Origin of the sequence: Pseudomonas sp. 2822-15 (assembly GCF_002742515.1) — a bacterium.
Classification (GTDB): domain Bacteria; phylum Pseudomonadota; class Gammaproteobacteria; order Pseudomonadales; family Pseudomonadaceae; genus Aquipseudomonas; species Aquipseudomonas salomonii.
Window position 1 is genome coordinate 24,868 of the sequence record NZ_LJRY01000182.1, and the last position, 17,050, is coordinate 41,917.

Sequence of the window (17,050 nt, forward strand, 5' to 3'; positions counted from 1 at the left end):
AGGGCTTTCGTACAGCCCAAGTTCACTTTTGCAGGCATCAAACACGGGATTTTATGTTTCATCAGGCGCGGCAGGCGCGATGACCGTTCATCTGTGCTAGCATCCTCGGCTTGGCTATTTCCAGGCGCGCCCATTGCCGCCTTGCCATGTTCTTTGAGTTCACTCCAGTCACTCTGGTTCGATTATCGGTTGGCCGAAAGGCTCCTGCCGCTGTAAGGCAGGCGTTCATCACTGAACGGCCTGGTGTTGGATCTTGTACTGGCTCATCCCAACCCACGTGACCTTTGGTAGGGGTCACCACTAGGAGAGGAGGCGCCATGCCAACTATTACTCTTCCCGACGGCAGTCAACGTTCATTCGATCATTCGGTTTCCGTAGCCGAGGTCGCCGCATCCATTGGTGCAGGTCTTGCCAAGGCCACCGTGGCCGGCAAGGTCGACGGTAAGCTGGTGGATGCCAGCGACCTGATTACCACTGATGCCAGCCTGCAAATCATCACGCCCAAGGATCAAGAGGGGCTGGAGATCATTCGCCACTCTTGTGCGCACCTGATCGGTCATGCGGTCAAGCAGCTTTACCCGACGGCAAAAATGGTGATCGGCCCCGTCATTGACGAAGGCTTCTATTACGATATCGCCTATGAGCGTCCTTTCACTCCGGACGACCTGGCGGCTATCGAAGCGCGCATGCACGCGCTGATCGAAAAAGATTACGACGTGATCAAGAAGGTCACGCCACGCGCCGAAGTCATCGACGTGTTTACCGCCCGTGGCGAAGACTACAAGCTGCGTCTGGTGGAAGACATGCCGGACGAACAGGCCATGGGCCTGTATTACCACGAAGAATATGTCGACATGTGCCGTGGCCCGCACGTGCCGAACACGCGCTTTCTCAAGTCGTTCAAGCTGACCAAGCTGTCGGGTGCCTACTGGCGCGGTGACGCGAAGAACGAGCAATTGCAGCGGATCTACGGCACGGCCTGGGCTGACAAGAAGCAGCTGGCGGCCTACATCCAGCGCATCGAAGAAGCTGAAAAGCGCGACCACCGCAAAATCGGCAAGCGCCTGAACCTGTTCCACCTCCAGGAAGAGGCGCCGGGCATGGTGTTCTGGCACCCGAACGGCTGGACCCTGTACCAGGTGCTCGAGCAGTACATGCGCAAGGTTCAGCGCGACAACGGCTACCTGGAGATCAAGACGCCTCAGGTTGTTGACCGTAGCCTGTGGGAGAAATCCGGGCACTGGGCCAACTACGCCGACAACATGTTCACCACTCAGTCGGAAAACCGCGACTACGCCATCAAGCCGATGAACTGCCCGTGCCACGTGCAGGTGTTCAATCAGGGCCTGAAGAGCTACCGCGAGTTGCCGATGCGCCTGGCCGAATTCGGTGCCTGCCACCGTAACGAGCCGTCGGGTGCGCTGCACGGCATCATGCGTGTGCGTGGCTTCACCCAGGACGACGCCCACATTTTCTGCACCGAAGAGCAGATGCAGGCCGAATCCGCCGCGTTCATCAAGCTGACCATGGACGTTTACCGCGATTTCGGCTTCACCGAAGTCGAGATGAAGCTGTCCACTCGTCCGGAAAAACGTGTTGGCTCGGACGAACTGTGGGATCGCGCTGAATCCGCACTGGCCGCTGCGCTAGACAGCGCGGGCCTTGCGTACGATCTGCAGCCGGGTGAGGGCGCCTTCTACGGTCCGAAGATCGAGTTCTCGCTGAAAGATTGCCTTGGTCGCGTCTGGCAGTGTGGTACCCTGCAGCTCGATTTTAACCTGCCGATCCGTTTGGGAGCCGAATACGTCTCCGAGGATAACAGCCGTAAGCACCCGGTTATGCTGCACCGGGCGATCCTCGGCTCGTTCGAACGGTTCGTGGGTATCCTGATCGAGCACTACGAGGGTGCATTCCCTGCGTGGCTGGCTCCGACCCAGGCAGTGATCATGAATATCACTGATAAACAGGCCGATTTTGCCGCTGAAGTTGAAAAAACTCTCAACGAAAGCGGATTTCGTGCCAAGTCCGACTTGAGAAATGAAAAGATCGGCTTTAAAATCCGTGAGCATACTTTGCTCAAGGTTCCCTATCTTTTGGTTATCGGAGATCGGGAAGTCGAGATGCAGACTGTCGCTGTGCGTACTCGTGAAGGTGCTGACCTGGGCTCGATGCCCGTCGCCCAGTTCGCTGAGTTCCTCGCGCAAGCGGTTTCCCGGCGTGGTCGCCCAGATTCGGAGTAATTATTATTAAGCGTGAAATGAGACAAGATAAACGAGCTGCACCGAAAGCCCCGATCAACGAGAATATCTCGGCACGCGAGGTTCGGTTAATTGGCGCTGACGGCGAGCAGATTGGCATCGTCTCGATTGATGAAGCGCTTCGTATTGCTGAAGAGTCCAAATTGGACCTGGTGGAAATCTCCGCCGATGCAATCCCACCTGTTTGTCGGGTGATGGACTACGGCAAATCGATCTTCGAGAAGAAGAAACAGGTTGCCGCAGCGAAGAAGAACCAGAAGCAGATTCAAGTAAAAGAAATCAAGTTTCGTCCAGGGACGGAGGAAGGGGATTACCAGGTAAAACTGCGCAACCTGGTACGTTTCCTGAGTGATGGGGACAGGGCCAAGGTATCCTTGCGATTCCGCGGCCGTGAGATGGCCCACCAGGAGCTGGGGATGGAACTCCTCAAGCGGGTTGAAGCTGACCTGCTCGAGTACGGTTCGGTCGAACAGCATCCTAAGATGGAAGGACGCCAGCTTATTATGGTCATCGCCCCGAAAAAGAAGAAGTAATTAACAGGGCACGGCAGGCCTTCTGATTATGTTTATCAACTGAATGCGGAGTACCGAACATGCCAAAGATGAAAACTAAAAGTGGTGCTGCTAAGCGGTTTCTGAAAACTGCTAACGGTATCAAGCACAAGCACGCTTTCAAGAGCCACATTCTGACCAAAATGTCGACCAAGCGTAAGCGTCAACTGCGCGGTAGCAGCTTGCTGCATCCGTCTGACGTGGCAAAAGTCGAGCGCATGCTGCGCCTTCGTTAATTTTAGTCAAGAATAGAGGAATAACTCATGGCTCGTGTAAAGCGTGGCGTCATTGCCCGTAAGCGTCACAAAAAAATTCTGAAACTTGCTAAAGGCTACTACGGCGCGCGTTCACGCGTATTCCGTGTTGCCAAGCAAGCGGTAATCAAGGCAGGCCAATACGCCTACCGCGACCGTCGTCAGAAAAAACGTCAGTTCCGCGCTCTGTGGATCGCTCGTATCAATGCTGGTGCACGTGTTAACGGTCTGTCCTACAGCCGTTTCATCGCTGGCCTGAAAAAAGCGTCCATCGAAATCGACCGTAAGGTTCTGGCTGAACTGGCCGTGAACGAAAAAGCGGTGTTTGCTGCGATTGTCGAGAAAGCTAAAGCCACTTTGGCTTAAGTACCCCCGACAGTCACCCTGGGCTGCTCCTGTAGCCCAAGGTGGTAAACGTCATAAATAGGGGAAGAGCCTTCAAGCTCTTCCCCTATTTTGTATCTGGAGTCTGTACATGGAAAACCTGGATGCGCTCGTTGCCCAAGCTCTTGAGGCTGTGCATAGCGCTGAAGATGTAAATGCCCTGGAGCAAATCCGGGTTCACTACCTTGGCAAAAAAGGTGAATTGACTCAGGTGATGAAGACCCTGGGGAATTTGCCGGCTGAAGAGCGCCCGCAAGTCGGCGCGCTGATCAACGTTGCCAAGGAGCGTGTCACCGAGGTGCTCAATGCGCGCAAGGCGTCGCTCGAGGAGGCCGATCTTGCGGCCAAGCTCGCCGCCGAGTCCATTGACGTCACCCTGCCTGGTCGTGGCCAGGCCTCGGGCGGTCTGCATCCGATCACCCGGACTCTGGAACGTATCGAGCAGTTCTTCACCCACATCGGCTACGGCATTGCCGAAGGCCCCGAGGTCGAAGACGACTATCACAACTTCGAGGCGCTCAACATCCCAGGCCATCACCCGGCCCGGTCGATGCACGACACCTTCTATTTCAACGCGAACATGCTGTTGCGCACCCATACCTCGCCGGTACAGGTCCGCACCATGGAAGCGAACAAGCCGCCGATCCGCATCGTCTGCCCAGGCCGTGTGTACCGCAGCGACTCGGATATCACCCACTCGCCGATGTTCCACCAGGTCGAAGGCCTGCTGGTCGATCGCGACATCAATTTCGCCGACCTCAAAGGCACCATCGAAGAGTTCCTGCGGGTGTTCTTCGAGAAAGAGCTGGCGGTGCGTTTCCGTCCATCGTTCTTCCCGTTCACCGAGCCATCCGCTGAAGTCGACATGGAATGCGTGATGTGCAGCGGCAAAGGCTGCCGCGTCTGCAAGCAGACCGGCTGGCTGGAAGTGATGGGCTGCGGCATGGTTCACCCTAACGTGCTGCGCATGTCCGGGATCGACCCGGAAGAGTTCTCGGGCTTTGCCTTCGGCATGGGCGTTGAGCGCCTGGCCATGCTGCGTTACGGCGTGAACGACTTGCGTCTGTTCTTCGACAACGACTTGCGGTTCCTCGCGCAATTTCGCTAGTCGTAACGAATCTTTAGGAGAGCAGGATGAAATTCAGTGAACAATGGCTGCGTGGCTGGGTAAGCCCGCAGGTAGATCGCGACGAGTTGGTTGCTCGTCTGTCGATGGCCGGCCTTGAGGTCGATAGCGTCACGCCGGCCGCCGGTGTTTTCACCGGCGTGGTGGTGGGCGAGGTGCTGAGCACCGAGCAGCACCCCGATGCCGATAAGCTGCGTGTGTGCCAGGTCAGTAACGGCGCAGAAACCTTCCAGGTCGTGTGCGGAGCGCCTAACGTGCGCCCGGGCCTGAAGATCCCTTTTGCCATGATCGGCGCCGAACTGCCGGGCGACTTCAAGATCAAGAAAGCCAAGCTGCGTGGCGTTGAGTCCAACGGCATGCTGTGCTCCCAGGCTGAACTGCAAGTCGGCGAGGGCAATGATGGCCTGATGGAACTGCCGGCCGATGCGCCAGTGGGCCAGGACATTCGTGTCTACCTGGAACTGGAAGACGCCAGCATTGAGGTCGACCTGACCCCAAACCGGGGTGACTGCCTGTCTCTCGCTGGTCTGGCCCGTGAAGTGGGCGCGCTGTACAACGCCCCGGTCACCCGCCCAGTGGTGGCCGCAATCGCTGCAGTGCATGACGAAGTGCGCCCTATCGACGTACTGGCGCCAAACGCCTGCCCACGTTACCTGGGTCGTGTGATCCGCAACGTCGACCTGTCCAAGCCAACCCCGCTGTGGATGGTTGAGCGCCTGCGTCGCGCCGACGTGCGCAGCATCGATGCTGCCGTGGACATCACCAACTACGTGATGCTGGAGCTGGGCCAACCGCTGCACGCCTTCGATCTCGCCGAAATCAATGGCGGCATCCGCGTGCGCATGGCCGAAGAAGGCGAGAAGCTGGTACTGCTCGACGGCCAGGAAGTCAGCCTGCGCGCCGATACCCTGGTAATTGCCGACCATTCCCGCGCCCTGGCGATTGCCGGCGTGATGGGTGGCGAGCACAGCGGTGTGTCCGAAACCACCCGCGATATTTTCCTTGAGAGCGCGTTCTTCGACCAGATCGCCATCGCTGGCAAGGCCCGTTCCTACGGCCTGCACACCGATGCGTCGCACCGCTATGAGCGTGGTGTGGACTGGAAGCTGGCCCGTGAAGCCATGGAGCGCGCCACTGGCCTGCTGCTGGAAATCACCGGCGGCGAAGCCGGCCCGATCACCGAAACCGTCAACGAGCAGTTCCTGCCGTCGGTTGCACCGATCACTCTGCGTGCCAAAAGCGTCGAGCAAATGCTTGGCCTGGTGATTGATCCTGCACAAATCGAGCAACTGCTGTCCGCACTCGGCCTGGGTATTTCCGCCGGTGGGGAAGGGCAGTGGCACGTAGAAGTGCCAAGCCATCGTTTCGATATCAGCCTGGAAGTCGACCTGATCGAAGAGCTGGCCCGCCTGTACGGCTACAACCGCCTGCCGGTTCGCTACCCGCAAGCGCGTTTGGCACCGCAACCCAAGGCCGAAGCGCGTGCGCACCTGCCGGAGTTGCGTCGCCTGCTGGTTGCCCGTGGCTACCAGGAAGCGGTGACTTACAGCTTCATCGATCCAAAGCAGTTTGAACTGTTCAACCCAGGTGTTGAGCCGTTGCTGTTGGCCAACCCGATCTCCAATGACATGGCCGCCATGCGTTCGTCGCTGTGGCCGGGTCTGGTCAAGGCACTGTCCCATAACCTGAACCGTCAGCAAGACCGCGTGCGCATGTTCGAAAGCGGCCTGCGTTTTGTCGGTCAACTTGACGACCTCAAGCAAGAGCCGATGCTGGCGGGTGTTGTCTGCGGTAGCCGCCTGCCAGAAGGCTGGGCACAGGGCCGCGATGGCGTGGACTTCTTCGACGTTAAAGCCGATGTGGAAGCGGTGCTCGGCTTTGCCGGTGCACTGGATGACTTCACGTTTGTGCCTGGTAGCCACCCGGCATTGCACCCGGGCCAGACTGCACGTATCGAGCGCGAAGGGCGTTTGGTGGGTTTTGTCGGTGCCATCCACCCAGAGCTGTCGAAAACCCTGGGTCTGGACCGTCCGGTATTCGTTTTTGAGCTGGTTCTGGCTGAAGTGGCGTCGGGCAAGATGCCTAAATTCAGCGAGTTGTCGCGCTTCCCTGAAGTGCGTCGTGACCTCGCGCTGATCGCCGACCGTGAAGTGGCCGCCACTGCCGTTCTGGACGTAATCCGTGAAAATGCAGGGGAATGGCTGACAGACCTCAGGCTATTTGACGTCTATCAGGGTAAAGGCATTGATCCGCATAGAAAAAGCCTTGCAGTTGGCTTGACCTGGCAGCATCCATCGCGCACTCTTAATGACGATGAGGTGAATACCACGACACAAAATATCCTCACCTCGCTCGAACAAAGGTTGAACGCCACGTTAAGGAAGTGACGTATGGGGGCTTTGACGAAAGCTGAGATGGCGGAACGTCTGTACGAAGAGTTGGGTCTGAACAAACGCGAAGCCAAGGAATTGGTCGAGCTGTTCTTTGAAGAAATTCGGCACGCTCTGGAAGACAACGAACAGGTCAAATTGTCCGGTTTCGGCAATTTTGACCTGCGGGACAAACGCCAGCGGCCTGGCCGCAATCCAAAAACGGGAGAAGAAATCCCGATCACGGCTCGCCGTGTGGTCACCTTTCGTCCAGGGCAGAAGTTGAAGGCCCGAGTTGAGGCTTATGCTGGAACCAAGTCATAACGACGAACTACCCGTCATCCCAGGCAAACGCTACTTCACCATCGGTGAAGTCAGCGAGCTTTGTGCGGTGAAACCGCACGTGCTGCGCTATTGGGAGCAGGAGTTTCCTCAACTCAACCCCGTCAAACGCACCGGGAACCGTCGGTATTATCAGCGCCAGGATGTGCTGATGATCCGACAGATCCGTGCGTTGCTGTACGACCAGGGTTTCACCATCAGCGGCGCGCGCCAGCGTATGTCCGGTGATGAAGCCAAAGACGACACCACCCAATACAAACAACTGATCCGCCAGATGATTTCGGAACTCGAAGATGTGCTGGTGGTGTTGAAGAAGTGATACAAGCTTTTAAAATACTTCCACATTTCAAAAGCTTGCGGTATATTCCGGATCGCTTCGTTACGAAGCAAACCCAGTAACACGCCTAGTCGGGGCGTAGCGCAGTCCGGTAGCGCACTAGCATGGGGTGCTAGGGGTCGAGTGTTCGAATCACTCCGTCCCGACCATATTATTCAATGATTTAGCCCAATCTGAAAAGGTTGGGCTTTTTCATGCGCGCTGCTTTTAGATAACTGATTCGGAAATCTATGCTTGAAGAGGCCTCTCGACAGTTCTACGACTCCAAAACAGAAAGACTCAAAGGGTTTGCCACTGCTAATGAGGCAGCAGTGTCAGGGATCACTACGACCGGTGAAGAAGCGCAAAAACTCGTGGTAAGCGCACGACGCAAAACTGCCGAGTAGCGCCTTGATGGCTTCTGCCGAGAGCTGAGGGTTGCTTTCAAAATCATAGCCTGGCCCAGAGCCGGGCTTCTTTTCTTGTATCTGCCTACCGCTTCCCCGCTTGCTCATACACCGAACTGCGCTCTCGCTTGCCTACGGCCAGCACCAGAATGACAATCCTCTCATCCTCTACGCGATACACCAGCCGATACCCGGCTCCGCGCAATTTGATCTTGTAGCAATCCTTCATGCCGTGAAGCGCATCACCTGGTACTCGCGGGCCTTCCTGCCGCTCTTGGAGCTTTTTCAGAAATTGGAGGCGTATTGTGCCGTCGAGCTTACGCAATTCCTTCAGCGCTTTCGGATCCCACTCGATTTCGTAATCAATGGCCATTGGCGATATCTGCCTGCGCCTCGCCAATCAGATCGTCGAGGGATACTCGAACGGGTGTTTCGTTGGCGTCGAGCCGAGCCTTGACCAGTTGCACCAGCTCCAGCTCGTCCAGGCGCTCTACCATCGCTTCGTAGACATTTGCCGGAACCATGTAGCCCATGACGCGGTTGTGGTTCAGTACGGCTACGGCCTGGCCGTTGGCGTCGCTCAAGACGGAGGAGGGATTCTTCTTGAGTTCGGAAACGCTCACCGCCACATCAGCCAGGATATATTGCATAGATAAGACTCCTAAATAGGTCTTTATTCTGGTCTTTTTGTTCGCGGTTTACAAGTGCATAGCAAATCTGCTCGAGCTTCTTGGTCGGCTACTTTCAGTGATTGCACTTTCTAAGTGGAGCCCGCTGAGTACGGCGATGTTTCTCGTCCCGCTGAGTGGCTCACTGCGCTGGGCGCTCGGATAAGCAGGACTGGGAACGGGTGCACCCGAGATATCCCTACGCAGGCAGTATTCATATACGGTTTTTCCGCGCCTAAGGATGAAAGTATCCGAGATGAAAGGTTGCATAACGCACCCGGCGTCTTGGAGAAACTCATGAGTTGTGAACAGCAAACCCCAACCACCCATGCTCTTGGCATTGATGTATCGCGCTGGCAAGGAGAGATCGACTGGCGCCGCGTCGCGTCAGCCGGTGTCACCCATGCCGTTGTGAAGATGACCGAAGGTGGCACCTACACTGACCCTCGGTTTGCGACGAACTTTGCCGGGATGCTGGCCCAGGGTATGACTGCGGGGGTTTACCACTACTTTCGTGCCCTGAGCAGTACCCCGGGCGAACAACTGGCCAATATTCGGCAGCGGCTCTGCGAGGCCAACTTCGAGGTCGGGAAGCACATCCTGGCCATTGATGTAGAAACCTCGCGCAATGAAACGGCGAGCCCGGATCAGATGGCCGATACCTTGCACGAACTGGTAACGCTGCTCAGCACGCAGGTGCTCGATGGCGCGCATCCCTACATCTACACGTCACCGAGCATCTGGGCTGACCGTGTGGCGTGGCGAAAGTACGATTTCAGCCCGTGCCCGTTGTGGATCGCCCACTGGGATGCCAGGCAGCCGACGGTGCCCGAAACCTGGCGTAGCCACGGCAAGAGCTGGCTCTGGTGGCAGCACAGCAGCAAAGGTCAGGTTGATGGCATTCAAGGGGCGGTGGATCTGGATTGGATCAAGCGCTGAAGGCTTCAGCCAGCCGAACGCGTTCGCTGGCTGAGGTACTCCACAAACGGCGCAATATCCGTACTGCACAGCAAGTGCGCCACCTCACGCACCTCCGCCTCCGGCCAATCCCACCAAGCGGATTGCTCAAGGATCAACCGAGTCGGCTCGTCAAAACGCCAGCGGATATGTTTGGCCGGGTTGCCGCCGACGATGGCGTAAGGCGCCACATCCTTGGTCACTATCGCGCCTGCTGCCACGACTGCGCCATTGCCGATCGTCACGCCCGACAGAATTTTCGCGTGGGAGCTGATCCAGCAATCATTGCCAATGATCACGTCGCCTTTGCTGCCACCAAAGTCGGTAATGTGCGCGAGGCTTTTCATCTTGGCCGGGAAGGGGTAGCAACTGAGCCAGTCGGTGCGATGATGGCCGCCCAAATACACGTCCACATTGCCGGCAATCGAGGTGTAGGCGCCGACACGCAGGGTCGTGCCCTCATGCCAGTCGTGCACCTTCAAATCGCCGTAGGTGCCTATGCCAAAGCTGTAGTTTGGATAGCGGTTGCGCAGTTTTTGCGTAGAGCGCTCCAGCGGGGAGAGCGCGCGTATTGCCTTGCGCGCTTTTTTTTCGCGCCATTTACGCAATAGCTTCATGCGGTGAGCCTTTATGCAGAGATTGAAAACAGGCGACATCGTGAGCAATGGCTGCCCTCGATGCAAGACGAAGGCTTTATCTTCTGAAAAAATCGCCAGCCCCTGTCCCTTTTTTGCGCCTCGCCTGTCATTGCAGGTAAGTGAACAAAATCGAGAGCTTCTCCCCATGCCCGCAGTCCGACCCATGCGCTTGCGCCCGTTGCTGAACCTGAGTCTGATGCTGAGCCTCGGTGCCAGCCCGTTATTTGTCCCACTCAGCTATGCCGAAGACAGCACCGCCCGCCGCAGTTACCAGGTGCCGGCCGGTAGCCTGAGCGCCGCATTGACGCGCTTCGCCGGGCTCGCCGGGGTCAACCTGTCGGTGGACCCGGCGCTGGTCAGCGGTCGCAGCAGCGCCGGTTTGTCGGGTGAATACGGCGTGGAGGAGGGCTTTGCCCAGTTACTGACGGGCTCGGGCCTGCAATTGCAACCGATGGGCGCGCAGGCCTACAGGCTGATGCCGGTGCCGGAAAGCGGCAGCCTGCAATTGGCACCCACGTCCATCGTCGGCACCACTGGGTTGGCCGATGGCGATACCTACGCCGGTGGCCAAGTGGCGCGGCGTGGCTCGCAAGGCCTGCTCGGCTCGCGGGACTTTATGGAAACCCCGTTCAGCATGACCACCTATACCGCCGAGGCGGTCAAGAACCAGCAGGCGCGTACCCTCGGCGACCTGGTCGCCAGCGACCCGTCGGTGCGCGCCACCAACCCGGCGGGCGGGCGCTACGAGCAGTTCACCATTCGCGGGTTCAGCCTGTTCAACAGTGATGTGGCCTACAACGGCCTCTATGGCGTACTGCCCACCTACACCATCGACATGGAGATGGCTGAGCGCGTCGACATCCTCAAAGGCCCGAGCCAGTTGATCAACGGCATCTCGCCGCGCGGCAGTGTGGGCGGCGGGATCAACGTGGTGCCCAAGCGCGCCACCGACAAGGACATCACCTCGCTGACCGGCACCTGGGCGTCCGGCAGCCAGGCCGGTGGCGCGGTGGATGTGGGGCGGCGCTTTGGTGAGGACAACAAATTCGGCATTCGTTTCAATGGCGTGAAGCAGTCCGGCGATACCGAATGGGATCACCAGAGCGTCGACCGTGAAATGGCGGTGCTGGGCCTGGATTTTCGCGGCGAGCGCCTGCGCCTTTCCACGGATATCGGCCACACCGAACGCGACACCGACGCGCCGCAAGAGCGTGTACAAGTCGGCGCCAATGCCAAGGTGCCGAGCGCCAATGACGTACGGCATAACTACGCACAGCCCTGGAGCAAAGCCCGTACCGATGACACCTTCGGCACGGTCAACGGCGAGTTCGACCTCAGTGACAGCGTGATGCTGTATGGCGGCGTCGGTGCGCGTAAAAGTAACCACGACTTCTTGCGTCACGCGGTGTCCGTCACTAACAACGCCGGGGATTTCAGCGTATTGCCACGGGATTTCACCCGCGATGAAAACGTGCGCACCGCCACCGCCGGCGTGCGCAGTTGGTTGCATACCGGGCCGGTCAGCCATGAGATCAACCTGGCGGCCAGCTACTTCTACATGGACTTTGAAAACGGCGGCGCCCGGTACGCAGCGGCGCCGAGCAACCTGTACAACCCGGTAGAAACCCCAACCCCTTCACGGCCGACACGCCTGGATTCCAAGGTCTACACCGAGAACCGCTTCAGTGGCGTGGCGCTGTCCGATACCCTGGGCTTTTTCGACGAGCGTTTATTGCTGACCCTCGGCGCGCGCTGGCAGCGGGTCAAGGTCGATGACTGGACCGACAACGTCAAAGGCGCTACGGCCTACGATGAGGAAAAAGTCTCGCCCTCCGGCGGCATCCTGTTTAAAGCCACCGACAAACTGTCGCTGTACGCCAACTACATGGAAGGCCTGAGCCAAGGCAAAATCGCGCCGTCGACCTCGATCAACGAAGATGAAATCTTTCCGCCGTTTGTCAGCCGCCAGGTGGAAGTAGGCGCCAAATACGACGCCGGCGCTTTTGCCGTGACGGCTGCGGTGTTCCGTATGAAGCAGCCGGCCTACGAAACCAACGCCATTACACGGGTGTTCGGCCCCAACGGCAAACGCCAGAACGACGGCGTGGAACTGAGCGTGTTCGGCGAGCCGCTCAAGGGCGTGCGCCTGCTGGGTGGCGTGATGTTTATCGATAGCGAACTGACCCACACCACCAACGGCACTTTCGACGGCAACCGCGCGCCGGCCACGCCCAAGTACAACGTCAACCTGGGCGCCGAGTGGGATGTGCCGACGGTGGAGGGCTTGACCCTGACCAGCCGGGGTATCTACTCAAGCTCCCAATACCTGGACCAATCCAACGTCAAGGAGATCGATGCCTGGACCCGCCTTGACGTCGGTGCGCGCTATGCCTTCAAGGTCGACGATAAGCACATCACCTTGCGGGCGAACGTCGAGAACGTCGCCGATAAACGCTACTGGAGTTCGGCGGGTGCTTCGGATGACAGTGAGCCGGGCCTGACCCTGTCCACGCCGCGCACCTATTTGCTGTCGGCCACGGTGGACTTCTAAACGCAGGGATTATGTGGGGAAGGCCAATGTTGGAGCTGGCTTGCCTGCGATACAGACACCTCGGTCTGTCAGTAAGACCCGGTCGATGCTATCGCAGGCAAGCCAGCTCCCACACAAGCCAGACCACACCCTAAAATTGCTGCGTTAATAAGAATGTTTTTTGATTGCATCGCCTCAATATGGAATAGTACCCGCCGTTTTCCCCAGCCCGTCCAGCCGGGGTGTTTTAACGCCGAGGTCTTTGTCATGCGAATGCTGCGCTCCATCCCGACCCTTGCCGCCTGCCTCCTGGCGTTGTCTTCCAGCGTGTTGAACGCCGCGCCCATTGACCTCAATGACGGCCAGCACGCGGTGCACTTGCCGGATGCGCCCAAGCGCGTGGTGGTGCTGGAGTTTTCCTTTCTCGACAGCCTCGCCGCCGTCGACGTCACGCCGGTCGGTGCTGCGGACGATGGCGATGCCAACCGCGTCTTGCCGCGTGTGCGCCAGGCTATCGGCCAATGGAAGTCGGTGGGCCTGCGTTCGCAACCGAGCATCGAAGAAATCGCCCGGCTCAAGCCGGACTTGATCGTTGCCGACCTCAATCGTCATCAGGCCTTGTACAGCGACTTGGCGAGCATCGCGCCGACCCTGTTGCTGCCATCACGTGGGGAAGATTACGAAGGCAGCCTTAAATCCGCCGAACTGATCGGCACGGCCTTGGGCAAAAGCCCGCAGATGCACGCGCGCATCGCCCAGAACCGGGAGCACTTGCAGGCGATTGCCAAGCAGATTCCGGCGGGTGCCAGCGTGTTGTTCGGGGTTGCTCGTGAAGACAGCTTTTCCGTACACGGGCCAGACTCCTACGCCGGCAGCGTGCTGCAAGCCATCGGCCTGAAAGTGCCTTTGGTACGCGCAAAGGCCGCGCCGACTGAATTTGTCAGCCTGGAACAATTGCTCGCGCTTGACCCTGGCTGGTTGCTGGTCGGTCACTATCGCCGCCCAAGCATCGTCGACACCTGGAGCAAGCAGCCGTTGTGGCAAGTGCTCGGCGCGGTGCGTAATCATCAAGTGGCCGAGGTCGATGGCGACAGTTGGGCGCGTAACCGAGGTGTATTGGCGTCGGAGCAAATCGCTGAAGACACTCTGGCGATTCTCAAGGGCGGCAAAGCCGTATTGAGCCAATAACCGTGCAGCGCAGTTTCGCGGCGGCAGGCATAGTGCTGCTGGGTGCCGTGTTGTTCTGGTACTCGCTGTACAGCTGGTCGCCGTTCACCATCACTGCGACGGATGCATGGAACGGCCTGGTTCATCAGGGCAGCGTGGGCGGCAATATGGCCTATATCGTGGCGCAGCTGCGCGTGCCGCGTGCGTTGTGCGCGGCGTTGGTCGGTGCCTGCCTGGGCCTGGCCGGAGCACTGATGCAAGGCATCACCCGCAACCGCTTGGCATCGCCGTCGTTGTTCGGCGTGACGGCGGGCGCGGCATTGGGATTGGCCTTGTTTTCCACCGGTTTGGTCGCGCCGCCCTTTGCCGGTGGCGCCCTGTTGATGACCTGCCTGGGCGGTGCGCTGGCCTGGGTCACGGTGTTCAGCCTGGGCGGCGCGTGGTCGCCGACCACCGCCCAAGGTCGGCTGGTGTTGGCCGGTGTGGCGGTTGCGGCGCTGTGCGCGGCCTTGACCCGGCTCACGGTGATTCTGGTCGAGGCCCAGGCCCAAAGCGTGCTGAACTGGCTGGCCGGGTCGCTGGCCAATGTGGGAGCGGCCCAGGTGCAACTGCTCTGGCCATGCACGCTGATCGGCGGCGTGTGGGCGCTGTGGTGTGCGCCGCGCCTGAACCTGATCAACCTCGGCGAAGACGCCGCGCGCTCGTTGGGCGTCGGTATCGCCAGCCTGCGCTTGCAGGTGTTTGTCGCCAGCTTGTTGCTGGTGGGCGCCAGCGTGTGCGCGGTCGGCCCCATTGGCTTTGTCGGGCTGATCGCGCCGAATATCATTCGCCAGTTTCTCGGTAACGACTACCGCTGGCTGATCCCGCTCAGTGCCGCATTGGGCGCGGTGATCGTGCTGGGCGCCGACTTGCTCAGTCGCGCGGTGGCCTTTCCAGTGGAAACCCCGGCGGGCGTGGTCACTGCATTGATCGGCGCACCGTTCTTTCTGTTTCTTGCCAGGCGCACCCTATGATTCGGCCACGATTGCGCTTATGGCTGTTGCTGGGCTTGCTGCTGGTGGCGCTGCTGGCGAGCCTCAGCGCCGGTACGGTGTGGCTTAAACCCGCCACCGTGCTGGAGCGTCTGCTGGCCCACGACGCCCTCGATTTTGAAGTGTGGAACCACCGCCTGCCGCGCAGCCTGATCGCCATTCTGGCCGGCTGCGCCTTCGGCCTGGCCGGCGCGATTGTGCAGGGCGTGATCCGCAACCCGCTGGCCTCGCCGGAGATTCTCGGTGTGACCCAGGGCGCCGGGCTGGCGCTGACCGTGGCGATCATCAGTTGGCCACACCTGCCGATTGCCTGGCTGCCGCTGGTGGCCTGTCTGGGCGGCGCCGGTGGGGCCTTGCTGCTGGCGCTGTACAACACCGGCGTGAGTTTTTCCGGGGTGCGGTTTGCGCTGTCGGGGGTGGCGATTGCGGTGACCTTGTCCAGCGTCACCGAGTTTTTGATCCTGTCCCATCCGTTGGATATCAACACGGCATTGCTCGCGCTGACGGGCAGTTTGTGGAGCCGCAATTGGCACCATGTGGCGCTGGTGCTGCCGTTTCTGCTGTTGATCCCGTTGGGCTTGTGCCTGGCTAAACCTTTGAACCTGATCGCGCTGGGCGATGAGGCCGCCCATAGCCTGGGTACTGCACTTGGCCGCACCCGCGGGTGGGCGATGGCCTGCGCGGTGGTACTCACCAGCCTGGGTGTCGGCGTGATCGGGCCGATAGGTTTTATCGGCCTGGTTGCACCGCACATGGCGCGGCGCCTGGTGGGCGGGCATCACCAGTATCTGCTGCCGGCTGCGATGTTGATTGGCGCGTTATTGCTGGTGCTGGCCGACACGCTTGGGCGCACGTTGATCGCGCCCAGCGAGATCCCGGCGGGCGTGCTTACGGCGGTGATCGGCGCACCGTATTTTCTTTGGTTGCTGGCACGGTTCAAGGGTTGATGACATGAGTATTTTGCAGGCACACCAACTCGACATCGGCTACGGCGCCACGCGCATTGTGCAGGGCCTTTCGTTCGCACCGCCGACAGGTCGCGTCACCGCGCTGATCGGCCCCAACGGCTGCGGCAAGTCCACCTTGCTCAAGGCGTTTGCACGCATCCTCAAGCCGACCCAGGGCGAGTTGACCCTGGATGGCCACGCCTACGCCAGCTTGTCCGCGCGCCAACTGGCGCGGCAGATCGCCTTTTTACCGCAGGTATTGCCGGTGCCAGAAGGCGTCAGCGTGCGCCAGTTGGTCGCCTATGGCCGCAGCCCGCATAACTCGTTGTGGGGGCGCCTGAGTGGCAACGATCAAGCCCAGGTGACCCAAGCCATGCAGCGCCTGGAGCTGGACAACCTCGCCGACCGCGCGTTGGCGGATTTGTCCGGCGGCCAGCGCCAGCGTGCCTGGCTGGCCATGGTGCTGGCGCAAAACGCGCCGGTGGTGCTGCTCGACGAGCCCACCACTTACCTCGACATCAGCCATCAGGTCGAATTGCTCGACCTGATGGGCGAACTGGCCGCCGAGGGCAAAACCGTGATCACCGTACTGCACGATATCAACCAGGCCTGCCGCTACGCCGACCATCTGGCGGTGATGCACGCCGGCAAGTTGGTGGCCGATGGCGCGCCCGCCCAGGTGATCAGTGCCGAGTTGATGCGCCAGGTGTTCGACGTGCAAGTGCAGATCCTGCAGGAGCCGGTTTCCGGCACGCCAATGTGCCTGGTGGAAAAAAGCACCCGCACCCACGCCTGACACTGCTCGCTCTCACGCACTAATGCTCCTTCCCACGCTCCGCGTGGGAAGGCCTCATGGGATTCTCCGCGTCCCGCCCTACAACTGGGAACCTTGTGACGCGGAGCGTCACGGGCTGCATTCCCACGCGGGGCGTGGGAACGATCAGTCGATCAGTAAAAAACATTATTAAAATGAATAAAATTATTCATTCATAATGAAAGTAGAGAATATTAGCTTATGCCCAAATAGCATTATATTTTTAAAATCCATTCCGTTATGTTTGATCGCAACAGCCTACCCCTGACCTCGGATGGTACCCAGCGTGAT

At 59.3% G+C, this 17,050-nt stretch carries 17 protein-coding genes and 1 tRNA gene; 15 read left to right on the forward strand and 3 right to left on the reverse strand.

Annotated elements, in window-relative coordinates; all coding sequences use genetic code 11:
- The first annotated feature begins 317 nt into the window (after positions 1-317).
- The 9 genes from thrS (at position 318) to AOA59_RS11625 (ending at position 7,770) form a co-directional block, all read left to right on the forward strand.
- Positions 318-2,240, forward strand: coding sequence for a threonine--tRNA ligase (gene thrS / locus AOA59_RS11585; protein WP_065911849.1), 1,923 nt, complete (start codon positions 318-320; stop codon positions 2,238-2,240).
- Positions 2,240-2,791 carry a translation initiation factor IF-3 gene (infC, locus tag AOA59_RS11590; protein WP_015884933.1) on the forward strand — a complete coding sequence of 184 codons (552 nt, stop codon included), beginning with the start codon at positions 2,240-2,242 and terminating at the stop codon, positions 2,789-2,791. Before thrS ends, infC begins: the two co-directional genes overlap by 1 nt.
- Before the next feature lie 59 nt (positions 2,792-2,850).
- A complete protein-coding gene (rpmI, locus tag AOA59_RS11595; RefSeq protein WP_002553160.1) occupies positions 2,851-3,045 on the forward strand; it encodes a 50S ribosomal protein L35 in 195 nt (64 codons plus the stop codon).
- Between the two features lie 27 nt (positions 3,046-3,072).
- Entirely contained in the window at positions 3,073-3,429 is a 357-nt protein-coding gene (gene rplT, locus AOA59_RS11600; RefSeq protein ID WP_003174975.1) for a 50S ribosomal protein L20, read from the forward strand.
- A gap of 109 nt (positions 3,430-3,538) precedes the next feature.
- Positions 3,539-4,555, forward strand: coding sequence for a phenylalanine--tRNA ligase subunit alpha (gene pheS / locus AOA59_RS11605; protein ID WP_034117607.1), 1,017 nt, complete (start codon positions 3,539-3,541; stop codon positions 4,553-4,555).
- A gap of 26 nt (positions 4,556-4,581) precedes the next feature.
- Entirely contained in the window at positions 4,582-6,960 is a 2,379-nt protein-coding gene (pheT, locus tag AOA59_RS11610; protein WP_099487421.1) for a phenylalanine--tRNA ligase subunit beta, read from the forward strand.
- Positions 6,961-6,963: 3 nt separating this feature from the next.
- The gene (gene ihfA, locus AOA59_RS11615; RefSeq protein WP_002553164.1) at positions 6,964-7,266 is read left to right on the forward strand and encodes an integration host factor subunit alpha; all 303 of its coding nucleotides are present in this window, start codon (positions 6,964-6,966) and stop codon (positions 7,264-7,266) included.
- Positions 7,247-7,603, forward strand: coding sequence for a MerR family transcriptional regulator (locus AOA59_RS11620; RefSeq protein WP_003174972.1), 357 nt, complete (start codon positions 7,247-7,249; stop codon positions 7,601-7,603). Before ihfA ends, AOA59_RS11620 begins: the two co-directional genes overlap by 20 nt.
- Positions 7,604-7,693: 90 nt before the next feature.
- Positions 7,694-7,770, forward strand: a tRNA-Pro gene (locus AOA59_RS11625).
- A 322-nt stretch (positions 7,771-8,092) separates the two neighbouring features.
- On the opposite strand, the gene AOA59_RS11630 is transcribed toward AOA59_RS11625, so the two are convergent.
- Positions 8,093-8,380: a type II toxin-antitoxin system RelE/ParE family toxin gene (locus AOA59_RS11630; protein ID WP_371919065.1), complete on the reverse strand. Its 288-nt coding sequence runs from the start codon at positions 8,378-8,380 to the stop codon at positions 8,093-8,095.
- On the reverse strand, positions 8,370-8,657 hold the full coding sequence (locus AOA59_RS11635; protein WP_099487423.1) for a type II toxin-antitoxin system Phd/YefM family antitoxin: 288 nt from the start codon (positions 8,655-8,657) through the stop codon (positions 8,370-8,372). Before AOA59_RS11635 ends, AOA59_RS11630 begins: the two co-directional genes overlap by 11 nt.
- A gap of 315 nt (positions 8,658-8,972) precedes the next feature.
- Between AOA59_RS11635 and AOA59_RS11640 the strand changes: the two genes are divergently transcribed.
- Positions 8,973-9,614, forward strand: a complete 642-nt coding sequence (locus AOA59_RS11640) for a glycoside hydrolase family 25 protein (RefSeq protein ID WP_099487424.1) — start codon at positions 8,973-8,975, stop codon at positions 9,612-9,614.
- Between the two features lie 5 nt (positions 9,615-9,619).
- Here the strand turns inward: AOA59_RS11640 and AOA59_RS11645 are convergent, their stop codons facing one another.
- Positions 9,620-10,249, reverse strand: a complete 630-nt coding sequence (locus AOA59_RS11645; RefSeq protein WP_099487426.1) for a CatB-related O-acetyltransferase — start codon at positions 10,247-10,249, stop codon at positions 9,620-9,622.
- A gap of 166 nt (positions 10,250-10,415) precedes the next feature.
- Between AOA59_RS11645 and AOA59_RS11650 the strand changes: the two genes are divergently transcribed.
- The 5 genes from AOA59_RS11650 (at position 10,416) to fecE (ending at position 16,741) form a co-directional block, all read left to right on the forward strand.
- On the forward strand, positions 10,416-12,821 hold the full coding sequence (locus AOA59_RS11650; RefSeq protein ID WP_099487429.1) for a TonB-dependent receptor: 2,406 nt from the start codon (positions 10,416-10,418) through the stop codon (positions 12,819-12,821).
- A 252-nt stretch (positions 12,822-13,073) separates the two neighbouring features.
- On the forward strand, positions 13,074-13,988 hold the full coding sequence (locus AOA59_RS11655) for a Fe(3+) dicitrate ABC transporter substrate-binding protein FecB (RefSeq protein ID WP_371919066.1): 915 nt from the start codon (positions 13,074-13,076) through the stop codon (positions 13,986-13,988).
- 2 nt (positions 13,989-13,990) lie between these two features.
- A complete protein-coding gene (gene fecC / locus AOA59_RS11660) occupies positions 13,991-14,980 on the forward strand; it encodes an iron-dicitrate ABC transporter permease FecC (RefSeq protein ID WP_065911865.1) in 990 nt (329 codons plus the stop codon).
- A complete protein-coding gene (locus AOA59_RS11665; RefSeq protein WP_099487432.1) occupies positions 14,977-15,945 on the forward strand; it encodes an iron chelate uptake ABC transporter family permease subunit in 969 nt (322 codons plus the stop codon). Before fecC ends, AOA59_RS11665 begins: the two co-directional genes overlap by 4 nt.
- Before the next feature lie 4 nt (positions 15,946-15,949).
- Complete coding sequence (gene fecE / locus AOA59_RS11670; RefSeq protein WP_099487434.1) at positions 15,950-16,741, forward strand: Fe(3+) dicitrate ABC transporter ATP-binding protein FecE; 792 nt, start codon at positions 15,950-15,952, stop codon at positions 16,739-16,741.
- Positions 16,742-17,050: the final 309 nt, after the last annotated feature.